General features: G+C 33.8%; 24 protein-coding genes. 21 read left to right on the plus strand and 3 right to left on the minus strand.

Going from position 1 to position 12,518, the window contains the following annotated elements:
* Positions 1 to 13: 13 nt before the first annotated feature.
* The 4 genes from NSQ37_RS14945 to NSQ37_RS14960 all read left to right on the plus strand — a co-directional run bounded on the left by NSQ37_RS14945 (position 14) and on the right by NSQ37_RS14960 (position 3,445).
* Entirely contained in the window at positions 14 to 1,615 is a 1,602-nt protein-coding gene (locus tag NSQ37_RS14945; RefSeq protein ID WP_341123979.1) for a DUF4942 domain-containing protein, read from the plus strand.
* 84 nt (positions 1,616 to 1,699) lie between these two features.
* Complete coding sequence (locus NSQ37_RS14950; protein WP_215601717.1) at positions 1,700 to 2,131, plus strand: hypothetical protein; 432 nt, start codon at positions 1,700 to 1,702, stop codon at positions 2,129 to 2,131.
* 99 nt (positions 2,132 to 2,230) lie between these two features.
* The gene (locus NSQ37_RS14955; protein ID WP_341123980.1) at positions 2,231 to 2,461 is read left to right on the plus strand and encodes a hypothetical protein; all 231 of its coding nucleotides are present in this window, start codon (positions 2,231 to 2,233) and stop codon (positions 2,459 to 2,461) included.
* Between the two features lie 105 nt (positions 2,462 to 2,566).
* Positions 2,567 to 3,445 (plus strand): phage antirepressor KilAC domain-containing protein, encoded by an 879-nt coding sequence (locus tag NSQ37_RS14960; protein ID WP_341123981.1) that lies wholly within the window; start codon positions 2,567 to 2,569, stop codon positions 3,443 to 3,445.
* 77 nt (positions 3,446 to 3,522) lie between these two features.
* On the opposite strand, the gene NSQ37_RS14965 is transcribed toward NSQ37_RS14960, so the two are convergent.
* A complete protein-coding gene (locus NSQ37_RS14965) occupies positions 3,523 to 4,614 on the minus strand; it encodes an acyltransferase family protein (protein WP_341123982.1) in 1,092 nt (363 codons plus the stop codon).
* Positions 4,615 to 4,899: 285 nt separating this feature from the next.
* Here NSQ37_RS14965 and NSQ37_RS14970 point away from each other — a divergent pair, with 285 nt between their 5' ends.
* The 6 genes from NSQ37_RS14970 to NSQ37_RS14995 all read left to right on the plus strand — a co-directional run bounded on the left by NSQ37_RS14970 (position 4,900) and on the right by NSQ37_RS14995 (position 7,024).
* The gene (locus NSQ37_RS14970) at positions 4,900 to 5,337 is read left to right on the plus strand and encodes a hypothetical protein (protein WP_053574281.1); all 438 of its coding nucleotides are present in this window, start codon (positions 4,900 to 4,902) and stop codon (positions 5,335 to 5,337) included.
* A gap of 92 nt (positions 5,338 to 5,429) precedes the next feature.
* Positions 5,430 to 5,633, plus strand: a complete 204-nt coding sequence (locus NSQ37_RS14975) for a helix-turn-helix domain-containing protein (RefSeq protein ID WP_341123983.1) — start codon at positions 5,430 to 5,432, stop codon at positions 5,631 to 5,633.
* Between the two features lie 116 nt (positions 5,634 to 5,749).
* Positions 5,750 to 5,971: a hypothetical protein gene (locus NSQ37_RS14980; protein ID WP_341123984.1), complete on the plus strand. Its 222-nt coding sequence runs from the start codon at positions 5,750 to 5,752 to the stop codon at positions 5,969 to 5,971.
* A gap of 33 nt (positions 5,972 to 6,004) precedes the next feature.
* The gene (locus NSQ37_RS14985) at positions 6,005 to 6,181 is read left to right on the plus strand and encodes a hypothetical protein (protein ID WP_341123985.1); all 177 of its coding nucleotides are present in this window, start codon (positions 6,005 to 6,007) and stop codon (positions 6,179 to 6,181) included.
* A 34-nt stretch (positions 6,182 to 6,215) separates the two neighbouring features.
* Positions 6,216 to 6,764 carry a hypothetical protein gene (locus tag NSQ37_RS14990; RefSeq protein WP_341123986.1) on the plus strand — a complete coding sequence of 183 codons (549 nt, stop codon included), beginning with the start codon at positions 6,216 to 6,218 and terminating at the stop codon, positions 6,762 to 6,764.
* Positions 6,765 to 6,796: 32 nt separating this feature from the next.
* The gene (locus NSQ37_RS14995) at positions 6,797 to 7,024 is read left to right on the plus strand and encodes a hypothetical protein (RefSeq protein ID WP_341123987.1); all 228 of its coding nucleotides are present in this window, start codon (positions 6,797 to 6,799) and stop codon (positions 7,022 to 7,024) included.
* On the opposite strand, the gene NSQ37_RS15000 is transcribed toward NSQ37_RS14995, so the two are convergent.
* A complete protein-coding gene (locus NSQ37_RS15000) occupies positions 7,017 to 7,247 on the minus strand; it encodes a hypothetical protein (protein ID WP_341123988.1) in 231 nt (76 codons plus the stop codon). The two genes, NSQ37_RS14995 and NSQ37_RS15000, sit on opposite strands and share 8 nt — an antisense overlap.
* Positions 7,248 to 7,351: 104 nt before the next feature.
* Here NSQ37_RS15000 and NSQ37_RS15005 point away from each other — a divergent pair, with 104 nt between their 5' ends.
* The gene (locus NSQ37_RS15005; protein WP_341123989.1) at positions 7,352 to 7,576 is read left to right on the plus strand and encodes a hypothetical protein; all 225 of its coding nucleotides are present in this window, start codon (positions 7,352 to 7,354) and stop codon (positions 7,574 to 7,576) included.
* A gap of 14 nt (positions 7,577 to 7,590) precedes the next feature.
* On the opposite strand, the gene NSQ37_RS15010 is transcribed toward NSQ37_RS15005, so the two are convergent.
* Positions 7,591 to 7,773, minus strand: a complete 183-nt coding sequence (locus NSQ37_RS15010; protein ID WP_014417903.1) for a hypothetical protein — start codon at positions 7,771 to 7,773, stop codon at positions 7,591 to 7,593.
* Positions 7,774 to 7,843: 70 nt separating this feature from the next.
* Between NSQ37_RS15010 and NSQ37_RS15015 the strand changes: the two genes are divergently transcribed.
* From NSQ37_RS15015 to NSQ37_RS15060, 10 genes are all read left to right on the plus strand, one after another.
* Positions 7,844 to 8,095, plus strand: a complete 252-nt coding sequence (locus tag NSQ37_RS15015; RefSeq protein ID WP_341123990.1) for a hypothetical protein — start codon at positions 7,844 to 7,846, stop codon at positions 8,093 to 8,095.
* A 2-nt stretch (positions 8,096 to 8,097) separates the two neighbouring features.
* Positions 8,098 to 8,313, plus strand: a complete 216-nt coding sequence (locus tag NSQ37_RS15020) for a hypothetical protein (protein ID WP_341123991.1) — start codon at positions 8,098 to 8,100, stop codon at positions 8,311 to 8,313.
* A gap of 12 nt (positions 8,314 to 8,325) precedes the next feature.
* Positions 8,326 to 8,457, plus strand: coding sequence for a hypothetical protein (locus tag NSQ37_RS15025; protein WP_014417905.1), 132 nt, complete (start codon positions 8,326 to 8,328; stop codon positions 8,455 to 8,457).
* A 100-nt stretch (positions 8,458 to 8,557) separates the two neighbouring features.
* On the plus strand, positions 8,558 to 9,094 hold the full coding sequence (locus NSQ37_RS15030; RefSeq protein WP_341123992.1) for a hypothetical protein: 537 nt from the start codon (positions 8,558 to 8,560) through the stop codon (positions 9,092 to 9,094).
* Between the two features lie 17 nt (positions 9,095 to 9,111).
* Entirely contained in the window at positions 9,112 to 9,774 is a 663-nt protein-coding gene (locus NSQ37_RS15035; RefSeq protein ID WP_014470151.1) for a UPF0489 family protein, read from the plus strand.
* Between the two features lie 37 nt (positions 9,775 to 9,811).
* The gene (locus NSQ37_RS15040; protein WP_341123993.1) at positions 9,812 to 10,150 is read left to right on the plus strand and encodes a hypothetical protein; all 339 of its coding nucleotides are present in this window, start codon (positions 9,812 to 9,814) and stop codon (positions 10,148 to 10,150) included.
* Positions 10,151 to 10,286: 136 nt separating this feature from the next.
* Positions 10,287 to 11,447, plus strand: coding sequence for an AimR family lysis-lysogeny pheromone receptor (locus tag NSQ37_RS15045; RefSeq protein ID WP_122503938.1), 1,161 nt, complete (start codon positions 10,287 to 10,289; stop codon positions 11,445 to 11,447).
* Between the two features lie 20 nt (positions 11,448 to 11,467).
* Entirely contained in the window at positions 11,468 to 11,593 is a 126-nt protein-coding gene (locus tag NSQ37_RS15050; RefSeq protein WP_142385903.1) for a lysogeny pheromone AimP family peptide, read from the plus strand.
* Positions 11,594 to 11,934: 341 nt separating this feature from the next.
* A complete protein-coding gene (locus NSQ37_RS15055) occupies positions 11,935 to 12,135 on the plus strand; it encodes a hypothetical protein (RefSeq protein WP_102422175.1) in 201 nt (66 codons plus the stop codon).
* Positions 12,136 to 12,140: 5 nt separating this feature from the next.
* Positions 12,141 to 12,479, plus strand: coding sequence for a hypothetical protein (locus tag NSQ37_RS15060; protein ID WP_341123994.1), 339 nt, complete (start codon positions 12,141 to 12,143; stop codon positions 12,477 to 12,479).
* Positions 12,480 to 12,518 lie beyond the last annotated feature (39 nt).

Below are 12,518 nucleotides of genomic sequence, written 5' to 3' on the forward strand. Positions count from 1 at the left end.
AGGGGAGCTCAAAATGTTTAAAGATAATCCGGATTTTTATCCGACACCACCACAGTTAATCCGAAAAATGACATCTAAAGTAGAATGGAAGTACATTAACTCCGTTCTGGAGCCGTCAGCAGGCAAAGGGAATTTAGTAGAAGCTATTCACAATCAATTTAAAAACACCAGCAACTACAGAAGGAATTCGAAATATGACATTGATACAATTGAACAAGATGAAAACTTACGTCACATACTTAAAGGCAAAGATTACAGAGTGATTGCAGATGATTTTCTGACGTTTAACACTTACAAGAAGTATGATTTGATTTTTATGAATCCACCTTTTAGTAGCGGTGTTAAACATTTATTAAAGGCGATTGAATTAATTGAAAAGCAACAAAGATCCGGCCAAATTGTTTGCGTACTAAATGCCGAAACATTAAAAAATCCGTATTCAAATGACAGGAAATTTCTTATACGCAAGCTAGAGGAAATAAAAGCAGAAGTTGAATACATTCAAAACGCTTTTTCGAACTCAGAGCGAAGCACAGAAGTTGAAGCAGCACTAATTTACATAAGCATTGAAAAACAAGAATATAGCAGCGTTCTAATAGAAGAATTGAAAAAAGATGAGTCTCATAGAATTAATGACGATTATAAAGCGACACAGATAGTGAACGCAGATTTTATCAAAGGGATTGTAGAACAGTTCAATTATGAAATCAAAGCGGGGTTAAAATTAATCAATGAATACTACAGTTTAAAACCATTAATGCTGCATAGTTTCAAAGATGACAGTGCTCCAATATTGAAGCTGCAAATTGATAAGAATACCGAAGAAAATGACATAGAGAATGCATATATAAAACAAATTAGGGCGAAGTATTGGAATACGTTATTTAACAATGATCAATTTATGGGGCTCTTCACAAGCAATCTGAAACAAAAGTATTTGCAGCACGTTGAGGAATTAAAAGATTATGATTTTTCTTTGTTCAATATCTATACATTAAGAATTCAGATGAGTAAAGAGATGACGCAGGGCGTAGAAGATACAATACTTAACCTTTTTGAAGAATTTAGCCACAAGCATTACTATGATGAATCATCAAAAAATGTGCACTTATATAATGGGTGGAAAACAAATAAATCATATAAAATTAATAAAAAAATAATTATTCCATTGAACGTGTATAGCTGGCTAGATGGTCGGTATAATCCAACAGATTATAAGGTCTTAGAAAAGTTGAAAGATATCGAAAAAGTTTTCAATTATCTTGACAATGGATTGACAGAAGACATAAATATTGTTGAAACTTTAAAATTAGCTGAGCATTATGGGGAGACGAAAAAAATAGAGTTAAAGTACTTCTATGTAACTTTTTATAAAAAAGGGACATGTCACATCGAGTTTAAAGATACGGAAATTCTGAAGAAATTTAATATCTTTGGCAGTCAAAAGAAAAATTGGCTTCCTCCTTCATATGGCAAAGTGAAATATCAGGATATGACAGCAGAAGAAAAAGACGTAATCAATGATTTTGAGGGTGTGCAATCTTACAGTGAAACGGTAAATAACGCTTCTTATTATATCCTGGATACATCGAAGCTTCTCATGCTTACATCATAACTCTAGTGCGGGGCAAGCAATGCTGTATTTTAAGCGAAAAAATAAAATAAAATGCATATTTTAAACAGAATGGGGATATTTAAAATGAAAACAACACTTAAAAAATTGTCTCAAAAAGAACTTCATAATCTAATTGGAAGTACTGTTATATTAACAGAAAATCACACAACGATTTCTGGGGACAGAGTTTTAAAGAAAAAAGGATCTCAAGGGATACTGGTTGATTATCAAATGTTTTGGGGCGAGGCCACCATCCAATTTGGCAAAAGAAATTACAAAGTTGGCATGGACATTGTTCAGCTTTTAGAGCAATCAGGGGAAATCGAACAAAAGAGCAGCGATGTATCCAAAAAAGCAGAAACAGAAAAAGCTACTGAAAAGGAGTGTATTTTCAAAGAGACAAGAACAGTAGACCAAATTCTTGATGAACATAATGATTATATGACTTTGTATAGAATCTTTAATGATGATGCTTACTTAGAAAAAGCAAGACAAACGCTACAGCAACTGAAATAGTTATAAGTGAATCAAAATAAAACAGCAGTTTTAAAGAGATTGAGAAGTAAATAGCCTAGGGGAGACTTTACGATTTGAAAATTAAAGGAGTGGGATTGCATGAAAAAAATTAAATACATTGTCACTATGGTGGTCGAAGTTGATGTATCAGAGGAAGAGGAAAAAGATATTTATCCAAATGGATTAAATAAAGATGCATTGATTAAAAATATGCAATCAGATACATTCGATGAATTACTTCATGACAACCTAACAGAATATAAAGCTGAAGGTTATTTAATTCAAAACGGAAAGGTAATAGCTGAGCATGAAGAGGTTTTTGAAGAATGAGTCGTCAAGTTTACTAAAAACCTGGACTCATAAAAAAGAGCGGCTTAATAGTTATAGATTCTAAGTATTCGGCGAATAATAAAAATTTAAAATTGGAGTGATTGAATGAACGACGTTATTGAAAAAGAGAAATTGAAAGAAAACGAGTTGAAGATCATTGACCAAAGAGAATTACTCGGGCACGAATTTAAAATTTATGGAACATGTGAAGAACCTTTATTCTTGGCCAGAGATGTTGCTGAGTGGATTGATTATGATGTATCTAGTCTTAACAAAATGATTAGACATGTAGATGAAGATGAGAAGGTTCGGAAGAATGTTCCGACCCTTGGAGGAAATCAAGAATCATGGCTTCTAACCGAAGATGGACTTTATGAAGTCTTAATGCAATCCCGTAAGCCAATTGCCAAGGAATTTAAGAAGGAAGTAAAGAAGATCCTGAAAACAATCCGTAAGACTGGTGGGTTTATATCAAATGCCGATTTGATGGTTAATACTTACTTTGGTGTATTAGATGATAATTATAAGTCTACCATCAAAGGGCTGTTTATAAGTATTGAAAAAGAGCAGTATGAAAAACAATTACTTGCAAATCAGAACCAGGCGTTAACAACTGAAAATCTTATTCTGGAACAACAAGTTAAAGAGTCAGAACCAAAGGTTACATACTATGACAAGATACTAAGCTCAAAAGGTGCAATTAACATTGGTCAAATTGCAAAAGATTATGGGTTATCAGCCAAGAGACTAAATCAAATTCTTCACGAAGAAAAAGTTCAATATAAACAGGGAAGTCAATGGCTGTTATATAGTAAGTATCAGTCAGAAGGATATACAAAATCACATACAAACACTATAGAAAAAAATGGGGAAAGTTATACCAAGTTACATACTAAATGGACACAAAAAGGGCGTTTATTCATTCATGAGTTATTAAAGAAGAAAGGTATTATGGCTGTTATGGACAGGGAGTTGGATGAGTGATTACAGCAACTCTAAATAAAAACACCATTTCATGCTAAACAGGATTCGGGCTGCCTACATAAGAACAGCCCTTGCAGTTAGCTCGCAATCCTTGTTTTGACTGGTTTGTTTTTCTTGATATTACGTAATTTAAGAGCGGGTTTTTCCACTATTCTGTACGAAAGAAATGCGATTGCAGCAGTGACAACAATTAGAACTATAATCAGCGGGTAATCTGATAGTGACTTATAAATTCCGGTGTACAAGAAGACGTTGATAATCACCATATGCCATATGAAAATTCCCATGCTGATATCGTCTAACCTGTTTAGCTGCCACAATATCTTCGGCCCATTGTATCCGAACCAAACGATCGCATAGCTCAAAGGGATAAACCATAAAAAGTTCCATAGTGTGCTGTTTATTAAGCTGAGATGTAAAAGGTCAATTTTAAAGAATAAATATAAAGTAACAGAAGAAAAAAATAAAACGATATGCTGCGGCGACTTATTCCATGCCTTTGCCCAGAAGATTCCCAAAGTGAAATAAAACATTTGCGGCAGGAAAGAATGTAAGTATAGGTTACCGATAAGACTGCCAGGCAAGAACTTTAAAGTTACGAAAGAAACCAAAACACTTAAAGCGGAAACAGCAAAAGAACAAAGAATCATTTTCTTAAATCCGAAACGTTTAAACAACCAATAAATAGCTGGTAACACCAAGTAAAAGCTAATTTGAACAGGAATTGTCCAAAGTGAATCGTTAAGGCGACCTGTGCCAATATGATGGAATATGTCAGGGAAGTATTGAGGGTATAGCACAAGATTGCTCAGAAGCCATATCCAGTAATCTTTTGTTGTGAATACTGTTAATGAAAGAGCTCCTAGAACAATTAGCAGTACAGTGGAGGCAAGAGCATAGGTGTATATAGCAGGGGCAATTCTAATGATTCGGCTCCAATAAAAATCGGTTATATTATTTCCTTTAAGCTTGGATCTCTCATAAGAAGTGAAAAGAAAAAATGCGCTTAGAAAAAAGAAAATTGATATGCCGGTGTGAAATATTGCTTTACTCTCTGGGGTGTAACTAAAGACAGAAATGTTTAGATCTCTTGTAGCATGACCAACCAGCACACACAGAGCAGCAAACAGCCTGATAACAAAGAAACAATTAGAGTGTTTTACGTTCATTAAAAGAACCTCTTTCCTATACCATATAGCGAATAAGCAGTAAAAGCTACTTATAGGCAGTGATGATTATATCATAAAAATGGAAGATTTGTTCTTGAAAATGAATTAAATAAATATTTTTGTTCTCTATAAAGGTTTAATATCATTATAAATACATGTAGATACTCATAGATTTATGAATATCTAGCTATATCATAGTTGATACAGAAAAATGAAGAATCTGTGTGCCTGTTCGCTCTACTTTAATCTCAAATGTTGTATAATTTGGGAAGAGGGGGAGTGGATATGAAAAAGTTGGGTTTGAGTATTGTTGCAGTGTCTTTAACTTGGTGTTTGAGTAGCGGAAGTACTTTGGCCAAGATTACAAAAGATGAACATAAGGTCAGCTTTAAAATGACTGAGAATGAAACGGGCTTTTTTATGGCTGATGACACCAATCTCGAGTATTGGCCAACTAAGTTGGGATACAGGTTCACCATTTACAATGCTGAAGGTTGTACATTAAATTTTAAACTCCAAAGAATTACACTGGCAGGTTATGATTTTACTCTAAGTGAAAAGAATTTCACGGGAAATCATTTGAACTTGAGCGCAGAGGATAAGGTGAATGGTGATGCAAACAGGAATCATTACTTAAGTATCACAAAAGGAACCGGCTGCGGTGACGTCTGGATTAAAGGCTTTTATGGATTCGAACATGATGAGCCGGATGATGATTGGTAAGCTTAATACATAGTCAAGGTATATCCTTGACCTTTTTTATGGATATAATGATAATTTAAAGTGATCATACATAATGAAGTGGGGTAGTTAAATTGATTAAATCAAATCTAAAGCCGATATTAGACGAAAAGAATATCAGTATTCGAAAGCTGTCCAATGATATTGACCATGGTTTTAACACAGTTAGGAAGCTTTATCACGATGAAATGGAGCGGTACCCAAGGGATCTGTTGGATAAAGTTTGTGCATATTTAGACATTGAGCTGCATGAGCTGTTGATCTACAAAAAAGATTAAAAAGATATTGATCACTTAAAGTGATCATGGTATACTAAAGTTACAAGAACAGTAAATACTTTCAAATTTTCTGAGTCCACATAAAATCGTACTTTTAACTTGATAAGGAGATAAATATGGAAACAAGAAACTCTGATTTTTCACCAGTTGAACCAAATAAATTGAACCCATTTGAAGAAGTTGAGCAATTGCTTTTAATGCTAAATAATGCAAATGAAACTCTTAAGAATACTGACCCCGAGTTCTTTGATAAAGACGATTTAGAGAAGTTGATTATATTTGCTGATGAAATTAAATTGACTTCTGCAGAAGTGATTTCCTGTCTAAATAAAGGCTAACCGAATGAAAACAAGATGGTGAGGGGGTGTACTATGAAACGCAGATATAGAGTAGTAGTGGACATTCCTGAAGGATGGGAATCCGGGGCGGCAATAGGTGATGTGTTATCCCTAAAGCATTGGAAGGGAGTGTTGACTTTGATGAAAGGTGATAAAGCTGTATGTGACGCCGATTCTAAATACGCTAAAGATTATTGCGAAGAGATTTAATAAAATCATTCTTTTATTGAAAGGGGAAAGTTAAGTGATATATGTTTATCTTTTTTTAATTGTTTTGTTGTTGAATTTTGTTTACAACTATTATAAATATAAACAATGCGACAAGTTTATATCTTGGTATGAAAAATGGCTTATAGATCCAGATTTTAATGTGAATTTATTAGAATACAAGTCAACTGTAGCATCCTTGGTAGAGAGGGCTGGATTTGGAGATGTTCTAATTCCATATACAGAAGAAGCTGGCTACGGGCGCATTAGAACAGGTCAGGTTAGTCCAATAAAACAGTTTCCCAGTAGGGCACAAGATATTGCAACAGGAATTCTAATTCAACTGTCTTCATCTAAAGGTACATATAGAAAAAGGATGCTTATCTCGGTTAACCCTCTTGCATGGTTAGAAATACTAATTTATTTACCCAGTTTTTTATTAAATTATATCGGAATTAGAAAAAACAGTGTGCTTTCAAAATTATTCAATGTTTTATGGTGGATATTTGGTGTAGTGTTAATTCCAATATTTATATCTACTTATACTCCTGAGATTAGTAGCTTCATTAGAAATATTTTTAAATGAAAAATATGAATTTGAAGGGAGAGGGATGTCTTATGATAGCCAAAATGATAACTGTCTGGTACAAATACGAAGATAATGACAACCAAGCCAAACTGAATCATATTGAAGATGGATGGGTGAACGGCGAATACCCAAAGCCATTAGATACGTCATTCACAAACCAAGAAGCATGGAAGAAAAGTGATTGGGAGAGGAAACATGCTTACTTAGATGAACACTATCAAGTATTGAGCGTTCCACCAGTGAATTGGATTAAATAATGAATTTAATAATGTTCACGGCAAGTATAAAGGCGGATGTTCCAAAGAAGATATATCCATAGCTCTTTTGTTTCTTTGAAAGTAATTCCAGCCCGACTATGATAAAAAGAACTGCAACTAATACCTGAAGAGAAATCAACAGGAATCCACTTTGATTAAACAGAGAATACACGGCTAGCAACAACGCCATAAAAGAAATGAGAATTTTTGTAGCTTTTAGCATGCAAACACTCCTAAGGTAATTTGGTTAACCTTATCACGTTGCAGACTTTTTTTGCAGAGGCAAAGGGATCAAGAACAGGCATTTTATAGGGGGGAGACCAATAAATGATCAAGGTTTACAAAATAGGTCATGAAATACCAGAAAAGATTAAGTCCTGCATCTCTGAATGGAATTATTGGTCGTGGATTGTTGCTGCGAATAGTGAAAGGGGAAATAAGAGTGCAAAGCGGCTTATTGAAAAGATCGAATCGGATCCAGACAAAACTGAAGTATATAAAACTGAAGATGGAATTGAAGTATATGTAAGCTACATGATACCTGTGAAATAAAAAAGAGCATTAAACTAAATGCTCTTCTTCATACCACACCTACGACACTCACGTAAAAACACACCACTTTTCACTGAACTCTTGAATAAAGCATAATCACAGTTGTCACAGCGTCCATATTTAACATCGGGGTACTCCTTATAATCATATACAACTGTTACATCGTAGCCATTAGTCTCAAAATCTTTCTCTTCCATTAAATTTCACCTACACAAAGTATTTAACACTACTATAATACCAGACGATGTATATAAGGAGGGTTTTAATTTGATTGGAATAGCATATTTCTTAATACTCTGGCTTGGTATTGGCTTTCTAACGGGATTTAAGGCCTTATTTGTTGATCAGGTTTATGATGAAGAGTTTAAGCAGGAACTGATTGATTCATTTTCACCAGGTATGGAGCAGAATATGATTGAACTGTTCTTTAAGAATAAATTAAATATCATGGTGTTTTACATACTGATTGGATTACTGCCACTGGCCATAAAAATTGCTGGTCTGCTGAAGAGGAGTTAGCTATGCCGGTTATCGATAACTTTTTTGTAATTCAATTTGAAAATGATGATTACTTCAAGTCATTTAAATTAGATGGAAGTGGTTATAAGACATCTAAGGGGCTTCATGGCGCTTCTAAGTTCACTACAATGTCAGAAGCTTTAGTGATCGCAAACGAGCTGCGTACAGAGTTTAAAGCCACTTCTACCATAAGACAAATTGAAGTTATTACTAGGTGAAGGGGTGTGCAGGTGTACTGGATTGAATGGATTGAGGATGGGGAGAAGAAAAGCATTGTTGCGGACGGCTGGGTTGAATGGGCCGCAATCCTTGAAGACCTTTATCAGCAGCGATTTGAGTATGTTGAATGGAAGAGGCTTTAATGAATAGCATGAAAAAACCAAAAAACTGGTCAGAAGAAACGTACGTTCTGAAGAAATGTACCTTTAAGATTTTAAAAAAAGGAGCCAAAGGAGATAAGTAATGAACAATAAGACTCAAGCTATTAAAAAAATACTTACTTTTATTGAATCAAATGAAAAAATTGCTCTAGTAACTGGGACGAACATGTATAAGAAACATGAACTTGTACTTAAAACAATAACAGAGAATTTTGTTGGATCAAAAATCATGCTTAGAACAAGTAGCTTAAATAATGCCAAGGAATTTATGCAGGCCTCACGTGCTTTAAAAACAGGAATTCCTTATAATTTGAACGGAAGCTCAATTTATATCGACACTATTACAAAAAGCACATGGGGGAATACACCGAGTGATTTGGACTTTGCTATTGTTTATCCTCTTATGCCTCTGACAAAACAAAAGCTGAGAGAAGAGTTAATGCAGGATATTACCGTTTTTAAAAACATCAAGAAAATATTATTAGTGAGTTCACAAGATACATTTGATATGTCTTGGACTGACAAATACACGAAAACTAAAATTGTATATGATGTTATAGAAGAAGATCCCGAATATCATAATAGAGTTTTAGAAGATTTAAAAAGATATAATTTATAAAAATTAGGGGGGTTATAATGACCGAAGAAATAATTAAAGAAGGATATCGTATAAGTTTTCCTAACAAGAAAATATTTATAATGAGAGACCACAACTTTGCGTTTGCAGCTTGGGAGATAGGAAGATTGCGGGGGGATATTCAACCTGGTGCATCATTAATCCATATAGACGCACATCTTGATTACTGTGATAATCCAGTAAATGCAAAAGGTATTGACAGTGAATTGAAGGCAAAAGAAGTAGCATCTCAATTAGATGTTTCAGAATTTATATTGCCAGCACAAAGAATAGGGACAATAAAAAAATGTTTCACTATTAGTGACGATAGCGTGCACATTGAACAAAATGATACTTTCCAAAGAGCATATTCATATAATCATTATGAACAAAACCTAAGACACAGGTGGTATAAAGAGACGGAGGGGACAAGTGTAATCCTCGACCTCGATCTAGACTTTTTTAATAAAAATTTTAATGATTACAATTCAAACGCCGTTTTATTACCAGAAGATTCAATAATAACACAACTAGAAAATATCAGGGATAATATGTGGGTATGGGATATGATTACTGTTGCGTTATCACCAGAGTATTGCGGCGGAGAAAAGGAATCTAATTATCTTTTTGAGCTTTTTTTGAATGTCTTTGGATTAAATATTGAAGAAGCAGTATCATGGTGAGTATTTAAATTGAGATTTACAAAAGGCGGAATAAAACATGAGCTATGAAGAGATTCAGAAACAATATGAATTCAATAAGCTGGAATCCGATGCTTTTAAAAGAGGATACAAAGAAGGAATGAAACGTGCTGAGCATATTAAAAAAAGAAATAAAAATATGCAAACATTATTATTAGAATGTATTGGTTATGATGATGAGTGGCTTACGACGCGTAGTGGCTATAAGAATCAAAAAAGGGAGGTGCTTATTGACATTATATTTGAGCAACGTTTGCTTATGAAATCTATATTCAATAAACTTGATGAAGATGCACAAAAGGAAATAAAAAAGAAGATAGAGAAATATTTTTGGCCAGTTATGCACGATGAGGATTAACCCTCATTGTGTTTATATAAAATACGAATTTTAAATAGATAAAAATAAAAAATAAGCATTATATCGTTGACGAGATTGTGTTTATTCTGTATTATAAGATTATAAATAAAGGAACATATGAAAAGAGGGGAAACGAATGGAGCTTATAAGAATAGCTATGCGGAAAGATTTAGAAAATGATAAATCACTCATGAGTAAATGGGCAACGGTAGCCGGTCTTAAAAACCCAAACCCTCTTTACGATTTCCTAAATCATGATGGGAAAACTTTTAATGAATTCTCTTCTCTTGTAAATATTGTGAAAAGCCAGTATCCTGAACGCGAAAATGAGCTAATGAAGGACTATTGTGCGCATCTTGATCCAAATACTAAAGCGGCAAGAAGTGCTTTAGAGTATGCAGATGCGAATAAGTTTTATGAAATTGAAGACCGGTTGATAAATTTAATGATTAAAAGCAGCAATAATAAAAGTAAAGAATATGGCAAGGTGTACGAGATACATAGAGAGCTTACGCAAGGAAATATTAATGAGTTTGAGGCGACAAAAAGGCTTGGAAGACTAAATATTAAAACAACTGAAATGAACAACTTTGCGCGTATATCTTTGCTATACCATTATCTAGAGTCAGGCAACTTTGCTCCAATGGATAGACTAATAAAACAAGTTGACCTTTCTGAAGTTAAAGAAAATCTTTTTCTCAAAAGTCTGTATCAAACCCGAGTTTTTGTTTTACAATCGAATATCAAACTTAATGAGAACAAGTTAAGTGAATGTAGAGAGTATGCAAAGAAAGCAATTGACAGCACCAATATCCAAAGGTTCCAAGTTTTTAGCTATTTAACTGCTGGCAATTCCTTATTATTCTCAGATTACAATCAAGCTAAAGAATTTTTTCTAAAGGGTTTAAGTGCTTCAACGGACAATTACATCTATAAAAGAATATTGGGACAAGCTCTCTGTTTTTTAAACAATGTTTGGGAAAAAGAAAACGATTTTCTAAACACAGACTCTAAGGAAATAATTGATTTACAGGAATACGCACATATGCTTATAAATAAAAAAAATACAGAAAAAGCAAAAGAAATCCTAGAGCAATTAGATCATTTGGAACATAACGATAATGAGTTGGCCATGCATTATTACTTAAAAGGAAAACTCAAAATGGACAAGCAATGCTTCTACTCATCAATTGAATATTTTAAAAAATCAAATGACAAGTTTCTTATCAGATTACCGTTAATAATGTTAAAGCAACTTGGAGAGAATGAACAGCTTTTAAATCTGCTGGCGTTGTAAACTTGAAAGGAGGTGAGAGCATGAAAAAAGTAGTTATGGCAGCAATTATTTTGGGAGCACTTTTTGTCTCATTTGCAGGAGTTAACACATCTAGCCAACAAGCTTCTGGCGAATATGAAGTAGCCGGAATGCCACGAGGCGCATAAAAACCTTGACACATAATTAAGAAGATTATATTATTTACTTAATTAAATTAAATTATGAAACCAAGAAGACGTTTGGCTCATTGAGCTAGGCGTCTTTTGTGCTTTAAAGATCATCACGAGATAAGTCCAATTTCGCATAAGTAAGGGAAAATCATCAGATCACACTTACATAAACCTAAAAATCACTATCGATAATTAAATATTGAAACAAGCGCATTCGAAAAAAGATTAAAAAGAATGTGCTATTTGTCGTTAAAACATCTTTACTTATTAGGGTTAATGCATTAAAATGAATTTAGAAATAAAAAGAAAAAATAAGTATAGGTTCAGGAGGAGAAATTATGTCGGCTATAAAGTATTTGCAAAGCAGCATGACATTACATAAAACCTTATATCAGAATAAGTTTGAAAATATTGCACATAACGATTTCTTCGCAAACGAAAAGGAGTTAGAAAAAGAAAAAATAAAGAGAGGAGAAACCGTTAGGAAGGAAATGACTAAGGGTTATATGAAATTATTGAGCGCGTGTAAGGAGGGTTAGTACCCATGCAAGTAGTGGATGTAAAGGCTACTAAGAAGAAAATTAGCAGTACTAAGAGCATTGACGAAAACTTTACTAATATGGCTGTTGAGATGTATCTAAATAGTATTTTGGACATCAGAAAAATCATACTTAACGCAAAGACTCAAAGCGACCTATTTAAAGCAAAAATGGAAGTGAAAGCATTGCTCCAGGATATAGAGCACGTTCTCAGAGGCGGAGATGCGCTGTCTAGAACTGCAGAATCTAATCCTCATTATGCTACGCTTATAGCTTTTATGGAGAATTTAAAAACACATATCTCAATTGAATTTGAGCAATTTATTTATAAACCGCAGCTCTAGAGGCGGGCATATCCTTATTATACATAACTTATAAGGAGG

This window comes from Bacillus sp. FSL P4-0334, assembly GCF_038004825.1.
Classification (GTDB): Bacteria; Bacillota; Bacilli; order Bacillales; family Bacillaceae; genus Bacillus; species Bacillus velezensis.

What these genes read in the sequence shown, in the direction of transcription:
- NSQ37_RS14985 (WP_341123985.1), top strand. Translation starts at nt 6,005, where the DNA reads ATGAAACGCAGATATAGAGTAGTAGTGGACATTCCTGAAGGATGGGAA.
- NSQ37_RS14955 (WP_341123980.1), top strand. Translation starts at nt 2,231, where the DNA reads ATGAAAAAAATTAAATACATTGTCACTATGGTGGTCGAAGTTGATGTA.
- NSQ37_RS15020 (WP_341123991.1), top strand. Translation starts at nt 8,098, where the DNA reads ATGCCGGTTATCGATAACTTTTTTGTAATTCAATTTGAAAATGATGAT.
- NSQ37_RS15030 (WP_341123992.1), top strand. Translation starts at nt 8,558, where the DNA reads ATGAACAATAAGACTCAAGCTATTAAAAAAATACTTACTTTTATTGAA.
- NSQ37_RS14945 (WP_341123979.1), top strand. Translation starts at nt 14, where the DNA reads ATGTTTAAAGATAATCCGGATTTTTATCCGACACCACCACAGTTAATC.
- NSQ37_RS15005 (WP_341123989.1), top strand. Translation starts at nt 7,352, where the DNA reads ATGATCAAGGTTTACAAAATAGGTCATGAAATACCAGAAAAGATTAAG.
- NSQ37_RS15060 (WP_341123994.1), top strand. Translation starts at nt 12,141, where the DNA reads ATGCAAGTAGTGGATGTAAAGGCTACTAAGAAGAAAATTAGCAGTACT.
- NSQ37_RS14980 (WP_341123984.1), top strand. Translation starts at nt 5,750, where the DNA reads ATGGAAACAAGAAACTCTGATTTTTCACCAGTTGAACCAAATAAATTG.
- NSQ37_RS14960 (WP_341123981.1), top strand. Translation starts at nt 2,567, where the DNA reads ATGAACGACGTTATTGAAAAAGAGAAATTGAAAGAAAACGAGTTGAAG.
- NSQ37_RS15000 (WP_341123988.1), bottom strand. Translation starts at nt 7,247, where the DNA reads ATGCTAAAAGCTACAAAAATTCTCATTTCTTTTATGGCGTTGTTGCTA.
- NSQ37_RS15040 (WP_341123993.1), top strand. Translation starts at nt 9,812, where the DNA reads ATGAGCTATGAAGAGATTCAGAAACAATATGAATTCAATAAGCTGGAA.
- NSQ37_RS15045 (WP_122503938.1), top strand. Translation starts at nt 10,287, where the DNA reads ATGGAGCTTATAAGAATAGCTATGCGGAAAGATTTAGAAAATGATAAA.
- NSQ37_RS14965 (WP_341123982.1), bottom strand. Translation starts at nt 4,614, where the DNA reads ATGAACGTAAAACACTCTAATTGTTTCTTTGTTATCAGGCTGTTTGCT.
- NSQ37_RS15050 (WP_142385903.1), top strand. Translation starts at nt 11,468, where the DNA reads ATGAAAAAAGTAGTTATGGCAGCAATTATTTTGGGAGCACTTTTTGTC.
- NSQ37_RS15010 (WP_014417903.1), bottom strand. Translation starts at nt 7,773, where the DNA reads ATGGAAGAGAAAGATTTTGAGACTAATGGCTACGATGTAACAGTTGTA.
- NSQ37_RS14950 (WP_215601717.1), top strand. Translation starts at nt 1,700, where the DNA reads ATGAAAACAACACTTAAAAAATTGTCTCAAAAAGAACTTCATAATCTA.
- NSQ37_RS14995 (WP_341123987.1), top strand. Translation starts at nt 6,797, where the DNA reads ATGATAGCCAAAATGATAACTGTCTGGTACAAATACGAAGATAATGAC.
- NSQ37_RS15055 (WP_102422175.1), top strand. Translation starts at nt 11,935, where the DNA reads ATGTCGGCTATAAAGTATTTGCAAAGCAGCATGACATTACATAAAACC.
- NSQ37_RS15035 (WP_014470151.1), top strand. Translation starts at nt 9,112, where the DNA reads ATGACCGAAGAAATAATTAAAGAAGGATATCGTATAAGTTTTCCTAAC.
- NSQ37_RS14970 (WP_053574281.1), top strand. Translation starts at nt 4,900, where the DNA reads ATGAAAAAGTTGGGTTTGAGTATTGTTGCAGTGTCTTTAACTTGGTGT.